Origin of the sequence: Candidatus Poriferisocius sp. (assembly GCF_965219775.1) — a bacterium.
GTDB lineage: Bacteria > Actinomycetota > Acidimicrobiia > Acidimicrobiales > Bin134 > Poriferisocius.
This window is the reverse complement of sequence record NZ_OZ244793.1, coordinates 1,807,901-1,824,247: the sequence shown is the minus strand read 5'-3', so window position 1 is coordinate 1,824,247 and position 16,347 is coordinate 1,807,901. Positions and strand designations below refer to the sequence as shown.

General features: G+C 66.3%; 18 protein-coding genes. 10 read left to right on the top strand and 8 right to left on the bottom strand.

Going from position 1 to position 16,347, the window contains the following annotated elements:
- Positions 1–3 precede the first annotated feature (3 nt).
- Positions 4–312, top strand: coding sequence for a hypothetical protein (locus tag ACOQPQ_RS08170; RefSeq protein WP_420638948.1), 309 nt, complete (start codon positions 4–6; stop codon positions 310–312).
- A gap of 59 nt (positions 313–371) precedes the next feature.
- Here the strand turns inward: ACOQPQ_RS08170 and ACOQPQ_RS08165 are convergent, their stop codons facing one another.
- The 4 genes from ACOQPQ_RS08165 to ACOQPQ_RS08150 form a co-directional block, all read right to left on the bottom strand.
- Positions 372–1,451: a hypothetical protein gene (locus ACOQPQ_RS08165; protein ID WP_420638947.1), complete on the bottom strand. Its 1,080-nt coding sequence runs from the start codon at positions 1,449–1,451 to the stop codon at positions 372–374.
- Between the two features lie 87 nt (positions 1,452–1,538).
- The gene (locus ACOQPQ_RS08160) at positions 1,539–2,255 is read right to left on the bottom strand and encodes a TSUP family transporter (protein ID WP_420638946.1); all 717 of its coding nucleotides are present in this window, start codon (positions 2,253–2,255) and stop codon (positions 1,539–1,541) included.
- 121 nt (positions 2,256–2,376) lie between these two features.
- Positions 2,377–3,375, bottom strand: a complete 999-nt coding sequence (locus tag ACOQPQ_RS08155; RefSeq protein ID WP_420640378.1) for a TIGR03617 family F420-dependent LLM class oxidoreductase — start codon at positions 3,373–3,375, stop codon at positions 2,377–2,379.
- Positions 3,376–3,462: 87 nt separating this feature from the next.
- The gene (locus ACOQPQ_RS08150; protein WP_420638945.1) at positions 3,463–4,623 is read right to left on the bottom strand and encodes a hypothetical protein; all 1,161 of its coding nucleotides are present in this window, start codon (positions 4,621–4,623) and stop codon (positions 3,463–3,465) included.
- Between the two features lie 203 nt (positions 4,624–4,826).
- On the opposite strand from ACOQPQ_RS08150, the gene ACOQPQ_RS08145 reads away from it, so the two are divergent.
- The 6 genes from ACOQPQ_RS08145 to ACOQPQ_RS08120 are packed head-to-tail and all read left to right on the top strand — an operon-like array spanning position 4,827 to position 8,912.
- Positions 4,827–5,189 (top strand): PEP-utilizing enzyme, encoded by a 363-nt coding sequence (locus ACOQPQ_RS08145; RefSeq protein ID WP_420638944.1) that lies wholly within the window; start codon positions 4,827–4,829, stop codon positions 5,187–5,189.
- A gap of 4 nt (positions 5,190–5,193) precedes the next feature.
- A complete protein-coding gene (locus ACOQPQ_RS08140) occupies positions 5,194–5,691 on the top strand; it encodes a Zn-ribbon domain-containing OB-fold protein (RefSeq protein WP_420638943.1) in 498 nt (165 codons plus the stop codon).
- Complete coding sequence (locus ACOQPQ_RS08135) at positions 5,688–6,281, top strand: Zn-ribbon domain-containing OB-fold protein (RefSeq protein ID WP_420638942.1); 594 nt, start codon at positions 5,688–5,690, stop codon at positions 6,279–6,281. Before ACOQPQ_RS08140 ends, ACOQPQ_RS08135 begins: the two co-directional genes overlap by 4 nt.
- A complete protein-coding gene (locus ACOQPQ_RS08130; protein ID WP_420638941.1) occupies positions 6,281–7,336 on the top strand; it encodes a lipid-transfer protein in 1,056 nt (351 codons plus the stop codon). The genes ACOQPQ_RS08135 and ACOQPQ_RS08130 overlap by 1 nt, the downstream gene beginning before the upstream one ends.
- Positions 7,337–7,396: 60 nt before the next feature.
- Positions 7,397–8,560: a thiolase domain-containing protein gene (locus ACOQPQ_RS08125; protein WP_420638940.1), complete on the top strand. Its 1,164-nt coding sequence runs from the start codon at positions 7,397–7,399 to the stop codon at positions 8,558–8,560.
- A gap of 4 nt (positions 8,561–8,564) precedes the next feature.
- Positions 8,565–8,912: a hypothetical protein gene (locus ACOQPQ_RS08120; protein ID WP_420638939.1), complete on the top strand. Its 348-nt coding sequence runs from the start codon at positions 8,565–8,567 to the stop codon at positions 8,910–8,912.
- A 46-nt stretch (positions 8,913–8,958) separates the two neighbouring features.
- Here ACOQPQ_RS08120 and ACOQPQ_RS08115 read toward each other — a convergent pair whose 3' ends face one another.
- The 3 genes from ACOQPQ_RS08115 to ACOQPQ_RS08105 form a co-directional block, all read right to left on the bottom strand.
- The gene (locus ACOQPQ_RS08115; RefSeq protein WP_420638938.1) at positions 8,959–9,939 is read right to left on the bottom strand and encodes a hypothetical protein; all 981 of its coding nucleotides are present in this window, start codon (positions 9,937–9,939) and stop codon (positions 8,959–8,961) included.
- 124 nt (positions 9,940–10,063) lie between these two features.
- Positions 10,064–10,306 carry a FitA-like ribbon-helix-helix domain-containing protein gene (locus tag ACOQPQ_RS08110; protein WP_420638937.1) on the bottom strand — a complete coding sequence of 81 codons (243 nt, stop codon included), beginning with the start codon at positions 10,304–10,306 and terminating at the stop codon, positions 10,064–10,066.
- A gap of 75 nt (positions 10,307–10,381) precedes the next feature.
- Positions 10,382–11,731: an AAA family ATPase gene (locus ACOQPQ_RS08105; protein WP_420638936.1), complete on the bottom strand. Its 1,350-nt coding sequence runs from the start codon at positions 11,729–11,731 to the stop codon at positions 10,382–10,384.
- 258 nt (positions 11,732–11,989) lie between these two features.
- Here ACOQPQ_RS08105 and ACOQPQ_RS08100 point away from each other — a divergent pair, with 258 nt between their 5' ends.
- The 3 genes from ACOQPQ_RS08100 to ACOQPQ_RS08090 all read left to right on the top strand — a co-directional run bounded on the left by ACOQPQ_RS08100 (position 11,990) and on the right by ACOQPQ_RS08090 (position 14,818).
- Positions 11,990–12,904, top strand: a complete 915-nt coding sequence (locus ACOQPQ_RS08100; RefSeq protein ID WP_420638935.1) for a hypothetical protein — start codon at positions 11,990–11,992, stop codon at positions 12,902–12,904.
- Between the two features lie 29 nt (positions 12,905–12,933).
- On the top strand, positions 12,934–13,557 hold the full coding sequence (locus tag ACOQPQ_RS08095; protein WP_420638934.1) for a hypothetical protein: 624 nt from the start codon (positions 12,934–12,936) through the stop codon (positions 13,555–13,557).
- A 211-nt stretch (positions 13,558–13,768) separates the two neighbouring features.
- Entirely contained in the window at positions 13,769–14,818 is a 1,050-nt protein-coding gene (locus tag ACOQPQ_RS08090; RefSeq protein WP_420638933.1) for a Shedu anti-phage system protein SduA domain-containing protein, read from the top strand.
- Between the two features lie 181 nt (positions 14,819–14,999).
- On the opposite strand, the gene ACOQPQ_RS08085 is transcribed toward ACOQPQ_RS08090, so the two are convergent.
- On the bottom strand, positions 15,000–16,172 hold the full coding sequence (locus tag ACOQPQ_RS08085) for a Fic family protein (RefSeq protein ID WP_420638932.1): 1,173 nt from the start codon (positions 16,170–16,172) through the stop codon (positions 15,000–15,002).
- Positions 16,173–16,347 lie beyond the last annotated feature (175 nt).

Here is a 16,347-nt window from a genome sequence, read left to right as displayed (position 1 = left end):
GGCGTGTACATCGCAATCGGTGACGGCGTCACCCTTGAGGACGAGAACAACTTTGGGGAGTTCCACGTGGCCGTCGACGGCGACGTGGCCGCCGCGGTGGCTGCGCTGGGCGGACGGGCCCACCCCTCGGAGCGGGACAACCACCTGTGGATGGACATCGCCCTGGTGCGGGAATTGGCGGGCGAAGCCGCCGACACCGCCTGGGAGGAGCGGTTCGAGGCCATGCTGGCCTTCGCCGCCGACCACGGCTGGATCGACGACGCCGGCAACCGGGTGGAGGCCCACATCCAGGCTCCGCCGTCGCGGGGATGACCCGCCAGGAGCTTGCCCGGCCGACGATCTGACGGCTTGGCAGCCTGACGGACGGAGGGTCAGGTGCGGTAGCGCCAGGCCATGTGGGCGGTGCGTCGGCGCAGGTCGTCGTGGCGGTCCACCGGGGGGAGGTCGAGGTCGGCCAACGGGACCACCCGGGCGCGGACTTCGGGGGTGGCGGGGGCGTCCCACCAGCGGATGGTACAGAGCACGGCTTCTCGGCCTTCGGTGTCGAGCCAGTTGGGGCCGCCGGGGTCGGAGGCGGCGATCACGATGGGTCCCGGTTCGGCCAGCGCGTGGTTGAGACAGGTGAGCCGGTTGGAGAAGTCGAGGGCCTCGTACCAGGGCCGGTTGTAGAGCTGGATGTCCCAGGTGCGGGCGCCCCGGTGGTCGATGTCCACCACCAGGGCGTCGTCGGGATGAAGCGCCACCCCGGCGTGGCTGTAGAGCACGCTCTGCACGCCCCGGGCCATGCCCGCGGGGGCCAGGAACGTGTTGGGCGGCTGATCGCCGAGCATGCGCTCCTGGTAGCCCGACCAGAACCGGTCGGAGTGCTCGACCTCGTTGGCCGCCGTCTCCAGCAGGGCGGCGACGTCGAGGTTCGGCTTGGGGTCGCCCACGGTGTCGAGCCGTTCGATCACGAAGGTGGCGGGCTCCCCCGGCTGCCAGTTGAAGTAATAGTCGCGGATGTGGACGAAGGTGGCCTCCGGGTCGAGTTCCAGCCAGTGCCCCTTCCCGCCGGCGGGCGGCGGGCCGCCCAGCAGGATGTGGATGTCGTCGCCGGGGCCGAGGCCCAGGCTCGAGGCGGTCACCTCCAGGGCCACCCCGGCGCCGCCGCTTTGGGCCTGGCCCAGCTTGATCTGCAGGATGAACTCCTCGCAGGTGCCCATGTGGCCCGAGATCCGGTAGACGCCGCTGCCCTCGATGCGGGCCCGTCGGGCCACCTGGTCGGCGTTGGGCCCGCCCCACTGGTACACCGGGTCGCTGCTGCGGAAGAAGGCGGGGTGGCGGGGGTCGGTGTAGCCGATGGCGTAGGTGAGCCAGCACGCCACCTGATTGGCCAGGTGGGCCACGCCCTCGTCGTCGAGGCCCTCACCGAGGGCTGCCATCCGGTCACAGAACTCACGCCAGTCGCTCATACCCACCCCGCAACCTAGCGGGCCCCGCGGCCCCTGAGCCCACGACCGCCGTCCGGGCCCGTTGGTTGCGTCGTCCGCCGGAGAGCCTCAGAGGAGTTGGCGGAAGAGTAGGGCCACGCCGCCGATGAAGGCCACCACCAGGACCACCGGGCGGAACCAGGTGCGATCCACGCGGGGGCGGACAAATCGGGCGATGAGCAGTCCGAGGAGGATGCCGGGGATGAGCCAGCCGACGAGTTCCAGTTCGTGGCCGCCGAACTGGCCGGTGGCCACCAAGCCGACCACGCTCGACACGGCCACCAGGAAGAACACTGAGCCGATGGTGCCCCGCATGGTGGGCGGTTCCATGTCGCTGAAGGTGAGGGCGAACATCGGGCCGGGCAGACCAGCGGTGACGCTGGTGAACGCCACCGCGGTCCCGGTGGTCACCTCCACGGGGGTCGAACGGGGAATCCGGAGGCCGCACAACCGGATGAGGGCGCCCCCCGCAGCCACGCTGCCCACCAAGATGGCGATGGTCTCGTCGCTCATCGCGGCCAGAACGGACAGCCCCGCGGCCAAACCGAAGGGCAATCCGATGGCGCAGTGACGCACGGCGGAGCGGTCGGTGTGGATGCGCTCGACGACCACGTTGCGCAACCCCACGATCTGGCCCACCACGATGAGCGGTCCCGGGGCGAAGTCGGCGTCGACGGCCACCAGGGCCGGTCCCGAGACCAGGGCCAGTCCGAGCCCGATGCAGCCCTGCACCATGGCCCCCGCCGCCGAGAAGACGATGACGACGAAGGCCTCGATAACGGACACCGCGGTTGCTATCCGCCGGTCGAAGAGGCCACGGGGTCGCAGCGGTCCATGGGCGGTAACGGTTCCTCAACGCCGCGAACGAACCGGCCGAAACTGTGGAACCTCAACACCGGCGTGAGCCTCAGCCCTTGAGGGCGTCGAACAGTTGGGCCACCAGGGGCAGCGGGGCGCCGTGGAGGGAGAGGTGGATGCGGTCGGCGAGGTCCCCGAAGCGGCGGCGGATCTCGGCGGCGGCTTCGGTCGGCGTGCCCTGCACGCTGAGGGTGTTCACCATCTCGGGATCCCACACCGCGCCGATCTCGCCCCAGCGGCCCTGCTTGGTGAGCCGGTTGAGTTCGTCCTGCAGGTCGCCCCAGCCGTGGGCGTCGAGCACCACCCGGTAGGCGGGCGTGGAGCCGTAGAAGCCCAGGTTGGCCCGGCACCGCTGGTCCACCGCCTGGGCGGCCTCGTGGTCGGCGTCGTCGTCGTACAGTCCGACGATCACCCCCACCCCGACGGTGAAGTCGTCGCGACTGCGTTCGGCGGCGTCCAGCCCGGCCTGCACTTCGGGCATGGTGTGGGCCTGCAGGAATTGCCGGGTGCAGAACGGGTGGATGAGGATGCCGTCGGCGGTTTTGGCCACCATCCGGGTCATCTTGGGCCCGAGCGCCCCGGCCCAGATGGGCGGGGGGCCGAACGGCAGCGGTCCGGGCTCGAACGTGGGGATGGACAGGGTGAACGTGTAGTAGTCGCCCCGGAAGTCGAGGCGTTCGCCGTCCTGCCAGGAGGCGAAGATGGCCCGAGTGGCCTCCATGAGTTCGCGCATCTGGGCCACCGGTCGATCCCACACCGCGCTGTATCGCTTGGTGATGTGGGGCTTGATCTGCGACCCCAACCCCAGGGCGAACGTGCCGCCCGACAGCCGGTGCAGGTCGAACGCTTGGTAGGCCAGGTGCATCGGGCTGCGGGGCAGGGCGATGGCCACGTTGGTGTAGAGGTCGAGGCCGGTGTGTTCGGCGGCGGCCACCAGGGGGAAGAACACGTCCCGCTGGCCCTCGAAGGTGAACACCCCGTCGACCCCCATGGCCTCGTAGGCCTGGGCCTGGGCCCGAACCTCCCCCAGCTCGGCCGACAGGGCCATGTCGAACTTCACGGTTGCCTCCGGGCGGGCCGGGCCATGTCGAACTTCATTGCTGCCTCCCGTCGGGTCGGGCCACGTTGTACCGGATCAACCCTCGGCCTCCAGGCGGGGGAACATGGGGAAGAACACCTGATCGCCGTCGGGCGATTCGGGCAGGCCGCCGGCGAAGATCGGCCACACCGTCTCGGCGGTGTGGGGGTGGGGCAGCGACCAGTCGATCTCGTGGTCGATGCCCACCATGGAGGTGAACGGCCACATCAGGCCCCGGAAGTAGACATGGGTGCCGTTGCGCACCTTCTCCTCGAAGCTCCAGGTGTTCATCAGCCGGTAGGCGTCGGCCTGCGCTCTCTTCACGGCGGCCAGGATGTCGGGCAGCTCCTGTCGGTCCACCGGCACCAGTTCGCCGCCGGGGCGGGGGTCGAACACCGACACCGCCTCCAACCAGGCCAGGTTGTCGGCCGGCACCGAGAACGTGGACGACAGGTCGCTCACCCGATTGTGGACGCCGGGCCGAAACACCAGCCCCACCACCAGGTTCTGGTAGGGGACGTCGGCGGCCACGTGGCTCCAGGGGATCCAGCTCTCGGCCAACGACGAGAACTCCCGCACGATCATGTGGCGGCCGTTGGGCAGCGGGTAGGGGCCGGTGTCGCCGGTCCCCAGCCGGGTGTCCAGGTACAGCAGGAACAGATACTGCTGGAGGCCGGCCACGAACCGGCGGGCCATCCGGTTGTCGTCGTCGGTGGTGATCGGCCAGGCCGCCTCGTACAAGGTGTCGATCACCTCGGGGTCGCAGGTGCGCAGGGTGTCGGCCGCATCCCAACAGGAGCGGAACCCGTCGTCCCGCCAGGGCTCCACCCACCGAATCCAGTAGTCGATGAGGAACCGCACCCGGTCGCCCACGTCGTCCACCTGAGGGGCGAGGCCCATCTTGGAGAACTCCTCCAGCGCCCGCCAGCCCCCGAAGGGGATGCACGCCAGGGCGAAGGGGTGGGCGTTGGTGGTCTGCGTGCCCGGGCCCCGCATCTTGGCGCCCAGCTCCGACGCCTCGATCACCTCGTCGCACCGGGCCAGGATGTCGGGCCACCGCAACCAGGCCTCCATGCCCGAATAGCCCGTGTACTCCCGCACCGGGATGAGCCCCGAGGTGAGGCCGGTGCGACGCTTGGAGTTCTCCGACACCAGGATGTCCCAGAACTCCACTTGTCGGTTCAGTTCCCCGACGTCCAGCGGGATGGTTTGGGGCACAGCCGACGAGGATACTCCTGGGTACGGGGGCCAGGTGTGTCGTGGAGGGCGGGCTCGGCCTACCATCGCACCATGTGGGCGGCGACTGTGCGAGACGGGGGCGACCCCAACCTCGACGCGGGCGACGACGTGGTGATGGAGGTGCTCTGATGGGCAGGGCGACGAGGGCGTTGTGATGGGGCAGTTCTGATGGGGGCGCATTGATGGGCAAGGTGGTGGGCCGGGGCAGCCCGGTGTTCTCCGGGGTTTCCGGCGCCGGGCGGCTGAAGCGCTTCGAGACGCCCGACGACGTGATCGCCGTGCTCGATGCCGGTGAGGAGGCCGCCGCGGCCACCGTCGCGCTGGTGAAGGACGCCGGGGCCACCTTCCTGGCCCCCATCGAAGCCGATCTGGCCGGGATCCTGTGCCGGCTGGGCGACATCGAGAGCCACCTGGCCATCATCAGCCGGGACTTTCGGATCCCGTGCCTGATGGGGGTGACCTTCGACGGCGACGAGCCTCCCGACGGCACGCCGGTGGTGATCGACACCGATGCCGGCACCATCTCCGTGGACGGGGCAGGATAGGACCATGGCGGAGGGGGACACAGTGACGGCGGAAACTTCAGGCCCGACCCAGGAACGGTTGCGGGCCGACCTGGTGTTGGAGTACCCGTTCACCCGCACCACCGGCCCGGTGATCGGAGCCTTCCTCACCGGGCTGCGGGAGAAGATGGTGCTCGGCATCCGCCGCCCCGACGGCACGGTGCTGTGCCCGCCCACCGAATACGACCCGGAGACCTCGGTGCCGCTCACCGAGTTGGTGGAGGTGGGCCCGGGCGGCGAGGTGGTGAGCTGGACCTGGGTGGACCCGCCCCGGTCCCAGTCCCCGTGGGACGCGCCCCACGGCCTGGGCCTGATCCGCCTGGACGGGGCCGACACCCCCATGGTCCACGGGCTGTTGGTGGATGACCCCGGCGAGCTGGCCGTGGGGATGCGGGTCACGGCCCGGTGGCGGGCCGAACGCGAGGGTCACATCGCCGATTTGGAGGGGTTCGTGCCCGAGACATCGCGAGGATCCGACCGGTGAGCGTCGACCCGAGCACCCCTCCGGCGGCGTTGGCGGGCGAGGTGCGGCTGCCCGACGGGCTGGCCGACGTCGAGCCGGTGCGGTCGGTTCGCACCCCCATCCGCCTGCAGTACGACTTCATCCCCGGCGAGGCCTCGTCCGGCTATCTCAACGCCTTCGCCGACCGGAAAATCCTGGGCCAGCGATCCCCGATCGACGGGGCGGTGTTCGTGCCCCCCCGAGGGGTGGACCCCCGCCACGGGGCGGCCACCCCGGAGTACGTGGAGCTGCCCGACACCGGCCACGTGGGGAGTTTCTGCGTCACCCGGCTGCCCATTCCCGGTCGGGACGATCTGGAACTGCCCTACGTGAGCGCCTGGATCCACCTGGACGGCGCCGACATCGGATTCCTGGGGTTGGTGGCCGGAATCGACACCGCCGAGGTGCGCATGGGCATGCGGGTGCGGGCCGTGTGGAAGCCCGACGACGAGCTGGGCCGCACGGCGGAGAACATCTTGTACTGGACGCCCACCGGCGAGCCCGACGTGCCGGTGGGAGAGGCCGGCACCAACGCCTGGCACGCCAAGCAGGCCGCGGGGGAGGGAAGCTGATGCGCCCAGTGGCGGTGGTCTCGGTGGCCCAGCACCAACAGAAGGCCCTCACCCACACCACCGAGGTGGAGTTGATGGTGCCCGTCATCAACGAGGCCCGGGGCGGGGTGGGGCTCACCCAGGACGACATCGGCTTCACCTGTTCGGGCAGCAGCGACTTTCTCGCCGGTCAGGCCTTCTCGTTCGTACACACCCTGGACGCGGTGGGGGCCGTGCCCCCCATCAGCGAGAGCCACGTGGAGATGGACGGCGCCTGGGCCCTGTACGAGGCGTGGGTGAAGCTGCAGATCGGCGGGGTGGACACCGCCTTGGTCTACAGCTACGGCAAGTCGTCGCCCGGGTCGCTGCGCGACGTGTTGGCCACCCAGCTCGACCCCTACTACCTGGGGCCGTTGTGGCCCGACGCCTTCGCCCTGGCCGCCCTGCAGGCCCGGATCATGCTGGAATCGGGAGCGGTCAGCGAGCAGCGCCTGGCCGAGATCGCGGTGCGCAGCCTGAACGGCGCGGCCACCAATCCGCGGGCCGTGCGTTTCTCGGCGGAGGCCACGGTGGAAGCCGTGCTGGCCGAAGAGCCGATTGCCGATCCCCTGCGGCCCAGCGACTGCGCGGCGTCGGCCGACGGCGGGGTGGCGGTGGTGTTGGCCGCGGGCGACCGGGCCCGCGACCTGTGCGACCGGCCCGCGTGGATCACCGGCATCGATCACCGCATCGACCCTCACCAGCCGGGGGTGCGGGACCTCACCCGGGCGCCCAGCGCCCACCAGGCGGCTGTCCGGGCCGGTGCGGGCCAGGATCGCCTCGACGCCGCCGAGCTGGCGGCCCCGTTCACCACCCAGGAGCACATCTTGGAGGTCGAGCTGGGGCTCGGCCCCGACACGGCGGTCAACGCCACCGGCGGGGCCCTGGCCGGCCACACCATGATGGCCGCGGGCCTCATGCGCATCGCCGACGCCGCCGACCGGATCCACCGGGGCCAAGCCGACCGGGTGCTGGGCCACGCGGCGGCCGGCCTGTTCCTCCAGCAGAATCTGGTGTGCGTCATGGAGGGGGAGTGATGGCCGACGGCGGGCAGGGCCGGTTCAGGGAGCACCGGGGATCGAAGTCGGGGGGGAACAATGGCTGAGCGCACCGCGGTCCTGGGTGTGGGCCAGACCAAGTATCAGACCACCCGGGGCGACGTGTCGCTGCCCGGCTTGGTACGGGAGGCGGCGTACCGGGCGTTGGAGGACGCCGAGTTGGGCTGGGAGGACATCGACGCCGTGGTGGTGGGCAAGGCGCCCGACTTCTTCGAAGGGGTGATGCAGCCCGAGCTGTTCCTGGCCGAGGCGCTGGGCGCGGTGGGCAAACCCCTGTTGCGGGTACACACCGCCGGGTCGGTGGGGGGTTCCACCGCGGTGGTGGCCGCCTCGCTGGTGCAGTCCGGGATTCACCGCCGGGTGCTCACCTTGGGGTTCGAGAAGCAATCGGAATCCAACGCCACTTGGGCGCTGTCGCTGCCCCAACCGTTCTCGGTGTCGATCAACGCCGGCGCCGGGGGCTATTTCTCCCCCATCATCCGCCAGTACATGGCCCGCACCGACGCTCCCGAGCTCATCGGCTGCATGGTGGCGTTCAAGGACCGCCAACACGCCCTGCGCAACCCCTACGCCCACCTGCAACAGCACGACCTGACCTTCGACCAGGTGGTGGAGTCGCCCATGCTGTGGGCCCCGGTGCGCTTCTCCGAGACGTGCCCCTCCTCGGACGGGGCCTGTGCGCTGGTGCTGGGCGACGAGGCCGCCGGGGACGCATCGGCCAAGCCGGTGGCCTGGGTCCACGGGGCGGCCATGCGCAGCGAGGCCAACAACTTCCCCGGACGCGACGAGGTCAACCCCCAGGCCAGCCGGGACTGCGCCGACGACGTGTTCGCCCAGGCGGGCATTGCCGACCGCCGGGCCGAGATCGACGCGGTGGAGATGTACGTGCCGTTCTCGTGGTACGAGCCCATGTGGCTGGAGAGCCTGGGGTTCTGCGAGGTGGGCGACGGCTGGAAGCTGGTGGAGGAGGGGGCCACCCACCTCGACGGCGGTGATCTGCCGGTGAACTGCTCCGGCGGGGTGCTGTCGTCCAACCCCATCGGGGCGTCGGGCATGATCCGCTTCGCCGAGGCCGCCCTGCAGGTGCGGGGCATGGCCGGTGACCACCAGGTGGACGGAGCCCGCAAAGCGTTCGGCCACGCCTACGGCGGGGGCGCCCAGTACTACGCCATGTGGATCGTGGGTGCCGACAAGCCCGGTTAGTGGCGTGACGTTCTTCGCCCGGGCCGTGCTGGTGATGGCCGTCGTTGTGGTGGGTTCAGCGGCCTGCGGGGGCGACGACCAGGGCGACGTCGAGGCCTTCTGTGGGTTGGCCATCGACGGGGTGGGGATGCGCCCGGCCAACGACACTGAAGACTTGGAGCAGTTGCAGGCCCTGGAGGAGGCGGCCCCGCCCGACATCGAAGTGGCGGTCACCACCGTGGCCAACGCCTCCCGGGAGATCGAGGAGATCGAGGATCTCCGCGAACTGTTCCGCCGGGCCTTCGACCTCGAAGAAGCCGTCGCCCAAGCCCGCCAAGAAATCCGCGCCTACACCCAACACCACTGCCTCTAACCCTCAATGCCCCCCACCGCCGCACCCTGCATCATGCTGAAGTGAGTTAGTAGTCGGGGGTGTCGAACTCGATTGTCTCGAGGTCCAGTGTCTTGGCGATTTGATCCAAGAATTCGATACTGGTGAAGAACCACTCATTCCCACCCCGCTGAAAGTCGACCGAACCGCGCTTCGGCCCGGCATGGCCAGCAGTGTCCAGCATGTTGTGGAAGGTCCGTTCGAAGTCTTTGGCCGTGCCACCCTTGTCTGCAGTGACGAGATAAGCGCGCAGTACGCGGCGGTGCTCGGGGATTCCAGCACCTCGGGTTTCCTGGTTGACGCGTTCCAGAATGTCGCCCTCGGTGTACCCAACCTTGAGAAGCGTTCGATCGGGCATCTTTTCGGTCTCGGGAGAAGGGTGCGTTGGGTGCCGCAGATAGTGGGGATAAGTGAAGACGTACACCCCGGCGCGGCTATTGAGTTTGTCCTCCTGGCTCTGTTCTTTGATTTCCGCCTCATGCTGCTCAGCCTCATAGGCATCGGTGTCAGAGGCGATGTCTTCCAGCGCAGCAACATTACGCTCGAGGAGCGCCCGAGTGCTCTGGGAAAACTCATGCCTGCGCAAAATGGATCTCATGCGAGCAGCGATATTTCTTGCCATAGATGGACCCTGCGGAAAGATCCCAAACCGCAGGGCGTCGAGGTGTTGCCTGAGGCCAACGGAAGAGCCAGGACTGGCATGACCAAAGTGCTCTTGGAGGGTGCCGATGCGCTCCTCATCGGGAATGTCGTCGACAACGAGAAACTTGAAGGCAACGCCAAGAGAAGACTCTTCGTCAATTTCACGGTGAAGCGCGTTGTCGATCTCTGCGCCATGCTCTTCGCTCGGCAGGTCGCCAAGGACGTACCTGTTCCGAGATGAGAGAGCCTGAGCCCGAAGTTCAGCGCGGGAAGGCCCATGAGCTTCCTGGTTGGTGGGAGTTGGGTCCGCGGGAGGGGAGGAAGGCTCCGCGAGGGCCTGTCCGTCGTGGCTATCGAGCGTCGACATGGTGCGCTACCTCTCGTCGTCGAGTCCGGTGGAAAAGGGCACTCTAGCGATTTGCCTTGGCGTCCTCAGATTGCCGGGTCCTGCGCAGCGCTCGAGAGCGGTTCGTGCGGGAACCGTGTAAGGCTCAATGAGACTCTCGGTCGGAGCGGACGATCTCTACGATGGCCTGCCGGTCGAGGTCAACCTCCCCGTAAGCGACCGCCTCGACGCGCTTGCGGCCCATCATCTCCTCGATGGTGACGACATCGGCCTGTCGATACACCACGTCAAGCAAGTACTGCTGCAGCGACTTTCCAGCGTTGGCCGCCTGAGCCCGGAGCGTGCGGTACACCTCGTTGGGAACGTCCTTGATCAGGATGGTTGGCACCCAAGACACCTTATTGTGTCGCGCCGCCACCAGCGTGCGGATTTGATCTGCGTGAGGCTCCAGGGGCGCGCTTGGTCAACTCGCGCCCCTCGCCTCGGGCGCAACTGCGGCTGCGAACTCTTGATGGGAGAGAATTGGGGTCGCCCCGTACCTCCCGTCTAGGTATCGCTTGCCGATCGCCTCCTGCTTGCGTGGCTCAAGATCGGCCAGTGGGTAGAGATGCGTGCTGCCGTCGCCGTGCTTCTCGGTGAACCAGACCTGGTCTCGTCCGAGGAGCCGCTCTCCGACAGAGCCACCGAGCAGGGTCGAATCGTGCGAGTTGAACACCAGTTGCGCGCGCCGAGGGTTCGTCTGGGGATCCTGGAAGAGTCGAACGAGTTCGGTCGAGAGGGCCGGGTGGAGACTGGCATCCAGCTCGTCAGCCAGGAAAACGGAACCGACCTCAAGAGCTTGCACGACTGGTCCAATGAGGCCGAACCAGACACGCGTGCCGAGTGATTCGTCCTCCGCGTGTAGCGGCACCTCTTCCCCATCCGCTCCCCGGTGCAGGAGTTCAACTCCGAGTTCCTCGAAGGTTGGACCCTCGTCCAGTTCAGGCTCCTCCTCCGCCCCCTGGAGAATCCTCACCGCGCGACGGAGCCGTTCCTGCATGACTGGATCCGGCTCCCGCTTCTGGGCGGATGTCACTCCGAGATCAGCCGCATGGAGCAGAGCAATGACTCGATCCTTGAGTCGGTCGCTGCCAAGCATCTCAGTGGTAAACGCCTGACGCCAGGGCCTTGAGTCGGCCTCGGCAAGGCGGAGGTTCCTGCCAAACCACTGATACAGCGGGAGAAGCACACCATGGTTCGCTGACGCAGCCGTGGACAGGAACAGGGCGTTCGGCCTCAGTAGCTTCTGGACCGCACGAGTCTTCTGGCGGTCCACCGAGCCGGCCTCCACCCGATCGCCTTCCCGGCGGAAGATCAATGCAGCCCGACCCTTCGGATAGCGATAGGCCCACTCCTCGATGACGTGCTCATCGTCGAGGACGAAACCGTACTCGTGCCGCACTCCCTCGAGCACGAGGTCAACCTCGAACCGCGAGGGCTTGGCGCGTGCCTGTCGATCCAGGACGAATGGCCGGCGGGGGATTTCTCCCTCCGGGTCGAGCCGCCGGAACGAGTAGAGGACACAACTACGCATGTCATCCATCGCCTTGAGCAGATTGCTCTTGCCGGAGGCGTTCGCTCCGAACACGCCCGCCACCGCCAGCACATCGAGCGGTGTACCCCCCTCCCGCCAAGGAACAGAACGGACAACCGCTCGTTCTCCGACGGCCGTCGCAAGCATCGAGAACTCCAGGTCGTCCCTGAACGACCGGACGTTCTCCGCCCGAAAGGCAAGGAGCACTGAGGGTTGTGAAGCGCCACTCTGCTCAGTCATAGGCAAATTATCGCAAAAGATCTGCGTCAGAGCGAGTCAGGTCTCAAAAATCTGGCATCCAGTAGTTGACATCGGTAGAACTACACTGTTAGAATTCGCTCCGCCCAAAGTGGGCAAACAAGCGCAAACAAACAGAGGGGCCAGCCAAAGGCCGGCCCCTCTCAGAACCTGGAGACCAGTCGGCCACCACGCTCGTGTTTTCCGACTGAGATCGTAGGTCGCATGACTGGTCCTCCGCAACGACCGGAGGTCACAGACATGACTACGCATTGGCAATCGTTCTTCGACAGGTGGGCAGCGCCACCGAGCCAGACCGAGATCGACGAACGAAATCGCACCGAGAGGCAGATCAAGGCCGCGCTGCTGGCATCACCCGCAGTCGCCCGGCGGAATTTCCGCCTCTTCGTGAAGGGTTCCTACCGATCAGGAACGAACGTCCGGCGGGGCCCTGACGTCGACCTCGCCGTCGAGCTGCTGGGCGCATCGGAGAGTGAACAAAACTCCATCGTGCATAAGGCGTTTGGCGCCCAGGAGCTGCCGCTTGCCCAGCTCGGGCTACGGGAGGCACCGATCGAGTACCGCCATGCGCTGAAGACTTTCAAGGACGATTGCTTCGATGCGCTCGTGGACGCGTTCGGCCCGACCCAGGTGGATCGACACAACAAGTGCATCAGGGTCTCCGAGAAGTCGACAACGCTGCCAGCCGACGTCGTCCCATGTGCGACGCACCGACGCTATGACTCGGTGGTGACGTACCACGACGGCATTGAGATCACGCCTGACCAGGGCCACAAGATCATCAACTGGCCGCAGCAGGACTACGACAACGGCGTCAGAAAGAACGACCGGACTTCTCGCCGCTACAAACGCGTCGTCCGGGGTCTCAAGGCCCTCGAGAATCGGATGGCCGAGTTGGGTCTTCCAGAGACCCCGTCGTGGCTCGTCGAGTGCCTGGTCTACAACGTCCCGAACTCCGTCTTCGACTCCCCGAGCAACTACGTGAACGTGTTCAGCACATTGCTGTGGCTCTCCAAGGAGTTGGAGTCGACAACGGGCCGTGGCGAGTGGCACGAGGTGAACGAACTCAAGTACCTGTTCGCAAGCACGCAGCCTTGGTCAATCCAGGACGCCCAGTCGTTCGTCAGCCAGGCGATGCGATTTCTCGCACCGTGAAGAGGCAGCACCAAAAGGATGCAGCACCAATGAGCCGCTCCAGGATCATCGCAGTTGTACCCATTGCCATCTTCACCGCCCTGCTCTGGATCGGTGGCGAAAGCGTCTCCGTCGACTGGGTGCGCTACGCATCCCTCGCCACGTCGGCGGCCACGGTCCTCGTGGCCGCTTACGAGAAGTGGCTGTGGGCCATCATCCCGGTAGGCAGGTCGCGCCGACCGGTGCTTCGCGGCACGTGGTCGGGCAGGCTGGTCACACATTGGCCCGACCCGGAAACGGGACAGGCACCTGGACCAAGGGACTGCTATCTCGTCATCCGCCAGACGGCATCCACGATCCGTGCCACCCTGCTCACCGACGAGTCGCGATCTTCCTCGGCGGTCGCTGAACTCGCAGACAACGACGGAGGTACGTCGCTCTGCTACATCTTTCGGAATCAGCCCCAGATACAGGTGGACCATCGGAGCACGGCGCACCACGGCGCAGTTGTCCTTGAGATCGACAGTGGGGGGACTCGACTCGAAGGCCACTACTGGACGGACCGCTACAGCCGAGGGGAACTGGAGTTCGGGAAGCGCGTTCGGAAGTACGCAGCGACTTTCGCCGAAGCAACCGACCTCCAGAGCTTGGGACCAGGTGCCCATGATGACTGACCCCGCAGAATGGACTCTCATCGGAGGCCAAGTGCCGGGCCGAGCGAGGTTAGCACTGGGGACAAGCCAAGTGTCTGGCCATTTGACAGCAAAGTACTGGCAAGCCGACTACAGCCAGGGCTCTTGTGGTAGTGGGGGTGGGTCCTGATCCCGCGATTCTTGCTGAGCACGCTTCCCGACAATCCCTGGTAGCTCCCAGAAGGAGGCTAACATGTCAATGAATATCAACCGACGTTCGTCCCGAACAGGTGACGTACAGTACAGCGACCCTGTCGAACTGCACGATACAAATAAGTTGCGGATCGAGTTTGTGCCTTTCTTCATAGAGCGGACGGGCACAGATCAGATGTCGTGCAAGATCGTGAGATACGACAAGACTGCAGGCTGGAATCAGACATCGATAAGTCTTGCAGAGCCAGCGCTCCACAAGCTGCACGACGCGCTGCGGAACCATCTCGCAGTAGCCGATGCTGGCTCGGGAAGGTTTGTCATTATTCCATCCGATGAGAGCATCAACTTGGATTGTGAACTCTCGATAGAGCAGGTGGCGCGTGCTCTCGAGGAACTCGTCCGCACCCAGGGTATCGTCGAGCACTTTTGCAGCATGGATTTGGGAGCTGAATTGATTCATGCGCTCAGAACTGGCCTGAGGGTCCGCGAACTGCGCGACGCCGTAGCGGAGCTGACGAACCATCTAAGGGAGGGAACGAGCAACGAGGCTGTCTACCAGAACTGGTGCAAGCGCCACAGTTGGTCGTTTGGAAACTCGTATGTGGTCAACGACCAAATCAGATCGATCTCAGCGACCGACCAGATTGACCTTCTTCTTCCCCGACACCTTGGCGGCTTCCGTGACCTCATCGAGCTGAAGCGACCCGACTTGCAGATTCTGGTGTGGGATGCCTCCCACCAGAACTGGCACTGGTCAGCCGATGTGTCGAAAGCCATCGGCCAGTGCCATAGGTATCTAGACGTCCTTCATGCCGAGGTCGGGCTGTCGGGGCTGCGCGACGCGCCTGAAGTCGTCGCCTACCACCCTCGGGCAACGATCGTCATTGGTAGGAGTGTTGACTGGCAAGACGTGCAGCATCAAGCGCTACACGGGTTGAACCGTCGCTTGGCCGATATCTCGGTCATGAGCTACGACCATCTGCTCTCACAGGCGCGTCGCACACTTGAGCTAGTCGAAGCTCCAGAGCCTGAGATTGAGGTCTCTGTCCCGGTCGTGCCGAGCCGGGATCTAGAAGATGACTTCTTCTGAAGGCGCAGAGGCCAGCTAACGCTTGCGTCCGAGGGCACAAGGATGGAGCCCGGCAGCTCGGGGCGGTGGGCGCAAGATACCCGGAAAGTGACTGGGGAGAGCGGCCCCCGAAGGAACGGCTCTCCCCGTGTAGAAGGTGGACTTGAGTCCTGAGGAGCAGGATAGCGGGAGGATGCGCCTCTCAGGACTCCTGTGGGTTGAACTCGAGGGTGGCGTCGGGGTCGAGTACTCGGAAGACCTCGGTCGCTACCCATCGCTTGGATCGGCCGGGGATGCCGACGACCTCTTGGACGATACCTTCGCTCTCGAGCCGGCGGATGTGGTTCATTGCGCTTTGAGCCGTCACGTCTAGCTGAGCAGCGACGCGATTCGTAACCAAGAAGGGGTTCTGGAACACCAGGTCGACGACCTCGCCCGCTCTCGACCGATCCCCGGCGAGCATCGAACGGTACTGCTCCCTCAGGTCGGCCAGAGCCTCGGCGCGGGAAACGGCGTCCGCTGATTCCTCGGAGACGCCGGTGAGGAAGAAGTCGAGCCATTCAGCGAGTTCGCCGCGCTCCCTGACCGCTTGCAGGCGGTCGTAGTAGTCGCTGCGCCGTCGCTCGAAGTAGGCCGAGAGGTAGAGCAGCGGCTGTGGAAGCAGAGAACGCTGAACCAGCAGGAAGGCGATGAGCAGGCGTCCGAGACGGCCGTTGCCGTCGAGGAAGGGGTGGATTGTCTCGAACTGATAGTGGATCAGGGCGATCTCGATCAGGGGCGGAAGTTCGGTGGGCGCATGGAAGTACCGCTCCAGCGCGTCGAGGGCGACTTCCATCTCTGCCGGTGGCGGCGGCACAAACCGCGCCGTGTCCGGGCGATTGTCCGCAGAACCGATCCAGTTCTGAGACCGGCGGAACTCACCCGGCATCCGTTCCTGGCCGCGGACATCTTCAAGCAGGATGGCGTGCACCTCCCTGAGCAGTCGCTTCGAGACAGGGAGATCGGCCAGACGGGCCAAGCCGTGCTCCAGCGCCCGGATGTAGTTGGTGACCTCCCGGACCGGGCCCTCGGCCGTTTCCCTCGCCTGAGCGTCGAAGACTTCGGAGAGAGAGGCCTGCGTACCTTCGATCCGGCTGCTGGCCAGTGCCTCGCGGGCGACGTAGGGCTGCAGGAGCAAATGGGGGTTCGGCAGCAACCGGCCTGCTCCGGCCAGGCGACCCAGGGCGCGATCGGCCTCAGAGAGAATGCGGACCGTCGAGGCCTTCAGGGCCAACGCGGTTGGCAGCGGCTGGGGGTGATAGGTCCAGTAGCCGTGCGCCCCCGGGGTCTTGACCGGCTTCCCGAGGGAGGGAGCATCAAATCTCTTTGGGTCCACGGGGCCAAGCTACAACGAAAAGGGGGAAACCTTTGGGGCTCTTTCTCCAGCATCAAAGAACTTTGGGGCTCTTGGGGCGGAAGCCCCCTTTCTTGGAGTGCCTGGCGCCGTTGCTCGAGCGACCGAGGCGGGGGGCTGGATGGTGACGGGGTGGGGGTGGGTTGGCTAGGGTCGG